This window comes from Cryobacterium sp. 10I1, from assembly GCF_035019805.1.
In the GTDB taxonomy this organism is placed as follows: domain Bacteria; phylum Actinomycetota; class Actinomycetes; order Actinomycetales; family Microbacteriaceae; genus Cryobacterium; species Cryobacterium glucosi.
Genome location: NZ_JASJVF010000209.1, coordinates 1 through 5834, shown reverse-complemented (window position 1 = coordinate 5834; position 5834 = coordinate 1). Strand labels below are relative to the sequence as shown.

General features: G+C 68.7%; 5 protein-coding genes. 2 read left to right on the top strand and 3 right to left on the bottom strand.

From position 1 onward, the window contains the following. Positions 1-135: 135 nt before the first annotated feature. The 3 genes from cydD to QN345_RS14745 form a co-directional block, all read right to left on the bottom strand. Positions 136-1860, bottom strand: coding sequence for a thiol reductant ABC exporter subunit CydD (gene cydD / locus QN345_RS14755; protein ID WP_322140789.1), 1725 nt, complete (start codon positions 1858-1860; stop codon positions 136-138). 94 nt (positions 1861-1954) lie between these two features. Next, positions 1955-2959: a cytochrome d ubiquinol oxidase subunit II gene (gene cydB / locus QN345_RS14750; RefSeq protein WP_322135926.1), complete on the bottom strand. Its 1005-nt coding sequence runs from the start codon at positions 2957-2959 to the stop codon at positions 1955-1957. A gap of 9 nt (positions 2960-2968) precedes the next feature. Beyond that, positions 2969-4381: a cytochrome ubiquinol oxidase subunit I gene (locus QN345_RS14745; protein WP_134446074.1), complete on the bottom strand. Its 1413-nt coding sequence runs from the start codon at positions 4379-4381 to the stop codon at positions 2969-2971. Between the two features lie 97 nt (positions 4382-4478). On the opposite strand from QN345_RS14745, the gene QN345_RS14740 reads away from it, so the two are divergent. Continuing rightward, positions 4479-4865: a BlaI/MecI/CopY family transcriptional regulator gene (locus QN345_RS14740; protein WP_134446075.1), complete on the top strand. Its 387-nt coding sequence runs from the start codon at positions 4479-4481 to the stop codon at positions 4863-4865. Between the two features lie 10 nt (positions 4866-4875). Beyond that, on the top strand, positions 4876-5834 hold a 959-nt coding region (locus QN345_RS14735; RefSeq protein WP_241987356.1), incomplete at its 3' end, for a M56 family metallopeptidase.

Below are 5834 nucleotides of genomic sequence, written 5' to 3'. Positions count from 1 at the left end.
AGCCAGGCGCTCGTCGCGAGCAGGGCCACGGCGGAGAGGGCGCTCGCGACGCCGGCGGCCAGCCCGGGCAGGAAACGCCGCGTGGACGGCTGGGCGAGCCGCAGGATCGCGCGGACCCTGGCGGGGGGCAGGAACTCAGACATGGGCGTCCTCCCCGAGCGAAACGGCGGATGCCGGCACCTCGGACACCGGGACGACCTGCAGAACGAGGTCGGCCGCGGCGACGACGGCCGGTCGGTGGCTCACCACGATGACGATCGTGCCGGCGGCCGCGAGCTCGCGAAGGCCCGCGATCAACCGGCCTTCTGCGGCCTCGTCGAGGGCGGAGCTCGGTTCGTCGAGGACGAGCACCGGGCATCGGTCCGCCAGCGTGCGATAGATGGCCCTCGCCGCGGCGACGCGTTGAGCCTGGCCGCCCGAGAGACCGTCCCCGTTCACGCCGAGGGCTGTCCCTGGGTCCAGGTCGCCGCCGCCGGCGAGGTCGAGTGCGCGGGCCACGAGGGCCTGGTCGACGCCGGGGGCGCCGAGCGCGACGTTGTCTGCGATCGTCCCGGAGAGGAGTCCCGGCCGTTGGCCGGCCCAGGCGAGCCAGGGCCGAGGACCCCCGGGCACGACGGCCGTTTCGCCGAGGGTGATGGAGCCGGAATACGGCACGAAGCCCTGGAGGGTCGCGACGAGGGTCGACTTGCCCGCGCCGCTCGGCCCTGCGATGACCGCGAGCCGGCCGGGCGCGAGCGTCGCGCTGAACGCGGCGAGCGTCACGGTCGTTCCGCGTCGCACGGTGACCGCGTCGAAGCGAAGGGAGCCCGTCGGCGTCGTGACCGAAGCCGGCACCGCAGGCGCCGCGGCATCCGCTGCATCCGCTGTCTTCGCTGAATCCGCTGTCTCCATCGCCGTCCCGGCTGCCGGACCGCCCTCGATGATCAGGAAGACTTCTTCGGCCGCGGCGAGTCCGTCGGCGGCGGCGTGGAACTGAACGCCGATCTGGCGCACCGGGAGGAACGCCTCCGGCGCGAGCAGCAGCACGAAGAGTCCGACGCCGAGTCCGAGCGAGCCGTCGACGAGCCGCAGGCCGATCGACACCGCAACGAGCGCGACCGAGAGGCTCGCCCCGAGCTCGAGCACGAAGCCGCTCAGGAATGACACCCGGAGCACCTTCATGGTGCGAGCCCGGTAGTCCTCGGTGATCGTGCGCACCCGTTCGGTCTGCCGGCGTTCCCTGCCGAAGATCTTGAGGGTGCCGAGGCCGCCGACGAGGTCGAGGAAGCCGGTGCCGAGCCGCTGCAGCGACTCCCACTGCTGCTTCTGTACGGCCTGGGTGGCCTGGCCGATCAGGACCATGAACAGCGGAATGAGCGGGAGCACGATGATCACCGTGATGCCGCTCGGGAGGTCCTGCCACAGCATCACGAGCACGAGGATCGGCGTCGCGATCCCGGCGAGGAGCAGCTGCGGCAGATACCTGGCGAAGTAGTTGTCGAGGGCGTCGAGCCCCTGGGTCGCGAGGGTGGAGACGCGTGCGCCCTGCTGGCCGGCAAGCCAGTCCGGGCCACGCTCGGCGACCCCGCGCAGTACCCGGGTGCGCAGCTGGCTCTTGACGGATGCCGCGCCGCGGCTCGCCGCGACCTCGAGCAGCCAGACGAGCGCGGCGCGCAGGACCACGACCGCGGCGATCCCCCCGACGTACGGACCGAGTTCGGTCACGTCGTGGCCTCCCACCGCGAGCGTGATCACCTGGCTGAGCAACCAGGAGAAGACGACGACGACGAGCGTCTGCGCCAGACCGAGCACGGCACCGATGACCAGGAACCACCGCGCGGCAGAGGCGTAGCGGAGCAGCCGGGGGTCGAGGGGTCGCATGTACTCGTTCTGTTCGGTGGAAACTGTTCGCCGGTAACTATTCGGTGGCGGCGGTCGCGGCAACTACTGCTGGCGCAGCGGGAGCGCCCGCAGGTCAGAGCGCGGCGAGCTCGATGCTACTGCGGCTGACGCGCTTGCGCAGGACCCAGTATGTCCAGCCCTGGTAGAGGAAGATCACCGGGGCGGCGATCACCGCGGTCCACGTCATCACCTGGAGCGTGTACGGCGTCGACGACGCGTTGTCGATGGTCAGGCTGTTCGCGGCGTCGTTGCTCGCCGGCATCACGTCCGGGAACAGCGAGGCGAACAGGGTGAGCACGGCCAGGCCGATCGTCGCCGCCATGAGCGTGAATGCCCAGCCCTCTTTGCCGCGGAGGTTGAGCAGGAACGACCCGATCAGCGCGACGGCCGCGGCAACGGCGAACAGCGCGGTGAAGAGGCTGCCGAACGCGAGCACGGTCCAGAGCAGGAACGACGCTGCGACGACGATCGTCACGAGCCCTGCCTTGGTGGCGAGCTTGCGGGCACGAAGGCGGATGTCCCCTTCGGTCTTGAGGGAGACGAAGACGACGCCGTGGGTGAAGAACAGGAGCAGCGTCGTCACCCCGCCGAGGAGGGCGTACGGGTTGAGCAGGTCGAAGAAGGTGCCGGTGTAGTTGTGCCCGGCATCGAGCTGGACGCCCTGGACGACGTTGGCGAATGCGACGCCCCAGAGCAGGGCAGGGAGGGCGCTGCCGACGACGATCATGCCGTCGAACCACTTCTTCCATTCGGATTCCGGCCGCTGGTGCCGGTACTCGAAGGAGACCCCGCGCGCGATCAGCGCGAGGAGGATCACGAGCAGGGCGAGGTAGAAGCCGCTGAACATCGTGGCGTACCACTCGGGGAAGGCGGCGAACAACGAGGCGCCCGCGACGATGACCCAGGTCTCGTTGAGGTCCCAGACCGGTCCGATCGAGTTGATCAGCACCCGGCGGTCGGTGTCGTCCTTGCCGAGGAAGGGCAGGGACATGCCGACGCCGAAGTCGAAGCCGTCGAGGACGAAGTAGCCGATGAACATCACGGCGATGATCCAGAACCAGAGAATGTTGAGTTCCATCAGTTGCTCCTAGTAGACCGTGACGCGCTGGGGGGTGATGCCGGTCTCAGCGTCCGGCACCGGGGCATCCTCTGGGCCCTTCCGCACGGCACGGAGGATGAGCCGGAACTCGACGACCGCGAGGGCGCCGTAGATCAGCGTGAAGGCGATGAGGGAGATCAGGATGGTCAGGCCGGTCACGTTGGGCGAGACGCCGTCCTGGGTTTTCAGGAGCCCGAACACGAGCCAGGGCTGACGACCCATCTCGGTGAAGACCCAGCCGACGCTCATGGCGGCGAGGGAGAACGGGAAGGACCAGATGGCGACCTTCCAGACCCAGGTGGCCCGGGGGCTGCGGCCCTTGCGGGTGAGCCAGAGGCCGACCACGGCGACCAGGATGTGCGCGATGCCGAGTCCGATCATCCAGCGGAAGGCCCAGTAGGTGACCCAGATCATCGGGGTGTAGTCGCCGGGCCCGTACAGCGTCGTGTACTGGTCCTGCAGGTTGTTGATGCCTTCGACGGTGCCGTCGAGGGTGTGCGTGGAGAGGAATGAGAGCAGGTAGGGGATGCGGACGGAGAACAGTTCGCTCACGCCGTCGGGGGTACCGAGGGTGAAGAGCGAGAAGGACGCGTTGGCGCCCGTCGCCGTGTGGTACATCGCCTCGGCCGCGGCCATCTTCATCGGCTGGGCCTTGACCATCGCGAGGCTCAGGGAGTCGCCGAAGACGGTCGTCAGGGCACCGGAGATGACCATCATCCACAGGCCGAACTTGAGCGCCGGACGCATCGTGTCGACGTGCTGCTTGCGGTAGAGGTGGAACGCGGCGACCGAGATGATCAGGCCGGCGGACACCATGAAGCACGCGAAGATCGTGTGCGGGAACGAGGCGAGCGAGATCGGGTTGGTCAGCAGCGTGCCGATGTCGGTCAGCTCGGCCCGGCCACGTTCCTCATTGATCCGGAAGGCGATCGGGTTCTGCATGAAGGCGTTCGCCGCGAGGATGAAGTACGCGGACGCGATCGATCCGACCACGGTCAGCCAGATCGTCGCGAGGTGCAGTCCCTTGGGCAGCTTGTCCCAGCCGAAGATCCACAGGCCGATGAAGGTGGCCTCGAGGAAGAACGCGGTGATGCCCTCGAAGGCGAGCGGTGCGCCGAAGACGTCGCCGACGAAGCGGGAGTATGTCGACCAGTTCATGCCGAACTGGAACTCCTGCACGATGCCGGTGACAACGCCCATAGCGAAGTTGATCAGGAAGAGCTTGCCGAAGAAGTGCGTGAGCTGGAGCCACTTGGTCTTGTCGGTGCGCACCCATGCGGTCTGGAAAATCGCGACGGTCAGGGCGAGGCCGATCGTGAGCGGGACGAACAGGAAGTGGTACACGGTTGTCAGTCCGAACTGCCATCTCGATAGCAGCAGCGGGTCAAGCCACTCGTTCATGCGCCCTCCCGGCGATCGTCATTTCTACGGTACGTAGAAAATATACACTTCTACACCCCGTAGAAGAAGGCGGAACGGCATACTAAACTCCCTGACTATGGGAAGTCTCGGTGTGCTGGAGAGATTGCTGATGGATGTCCTCTGGGATTCCGGGGAATCGTTGCCGGCGAATGAATTGCGTGACCGCCTGCTCACGCCGGCCGCGAGTGCAGCGAACCGCAAGCCGCTCGCAACCACGACCGTGCTCACGGTGCTGTCGCGTCTCGAAACCAAGGGCTTCGTCGTTCGAGACCGGGGCATCCGCCCGCATCGCTACCGTGCCATGACGACCCGCGCCGAACACACTGCAGGGCTGATGCACGAGGTGCTCGGCTCCGCCCCCGACCGGCAGGATGCCCTCGCCCGGTTCATCGGCAATGTCAGTCCCCAGGAGGCGGAGACTCTCCGCCGCCTCCTCGAAACGATCCCGTTGCACCGCGAGTGAACCGGTCGTCGTGCTGACGACGGCGCTCGCCCTCGGCGTGCTCGCGGTCCTGCTGGCCTGGCCGGTTCCGGTGCTGCTCGCGCGGTCCGCCTGGCCGGCAGGCTCCCCCGGCGTCGCCCTCGTGCTCTGGCAGTCGATCGCCCTCGCGGGCGGGCTCGCGATGATCGGGGCGCTCCTCGTCTACGGGCTGATCCCGTTCGGCGCGAACCCGGTCGCCGGCATCCGCTCGCTCGCCGACCACCTCGCGACCGGCTCGGTCCCGGCAGGCACCTCCCTCGACCACGTTCTCGCCCTCTGCGGGGCGCTCCTGCTCGGCGGTCACCTCGTACTCAACCTCGCCGTGACCTTCGTGCACGCGGAGCGCCAGCAGCGCAGGCACCTCAACCTGGTCCGGCTGCTCAGCGAGCCCCTCGAGGGACGACCGGGCACCCGCGTCATCGACCACGCCTCCCCGGTCGCATACTGCCTGCCGAGCGTGACGCACTCGGCGACGGTGCTCTCGCGCGGGTTGCTCAGCCTGCTCGACCCGCCGCAGGTACGCGCCGTCGTCGCCCACGAGGAGGCCCACCTCGCCCAGCGGCACCACCTCGTGCTCGTCGCGTTCAAGTCCTGGCACAGTGCCCTGCCCTGGTTCCCGATCGCGAACCGGGCCGAGAACGCCGTCGCCCTTCTCGTCGAGATGCTCGCGGACGACCAGGCCAGGCTCGCCGTCGACGACCACACCCTCGCGACGGCGATCGCGCTCGTCGGCTCTGCGGGGCTCGGCCGGTCGCCTGAGGCCCGGTTCTCCGCCGGGGCGGCGGATGCCGCGGCGTTCGTTTCCCGCGACCGTCCCGTCGATCTCGTCACGCCCCGGGTCCGCCGGCTGCTGACCCCGCCGCCCCGCCTCACCGCGGCGGCCTCCGTCGCCGTTCTCGGCTCTGCCGCTGCCCTCCTCGTCCTGCCGGCCGTGCTCCTCGCCCAGGCCTG

Excerpts from the sequence above, each read along its gene's own strand:
- cydD (WP_322140789.1), bottom strand. The coding sequence starts at position 1,860 with ATGCGACCCCTCGACCCCCGGCTGCTCCGCTACGCCTCTGCCGCGCGG.
- cydB (WP_322135926.1), bottom strand. The coding sequence starts at position 2,959 with ATGGAACTCAACATTCTCTGGTTCTGGATCATCGCCGTGATGTTCATC.
- QN345_RS14745 (WP_134446074.1), bottom strand. The coding sequence starts at position 4,381 with ATGAACGAGTGGCTTGACCCGCTGCTGCTATCGAGATGGCAGTTCGGA.
- QN345_RS14740 (WP_134446075.1), top strand. The coding sequence starts at position 4,479 with ATGGGAAGTCTCGGTGTGCTGGAGAGATTGCTGATGGATGTCCTCTGG.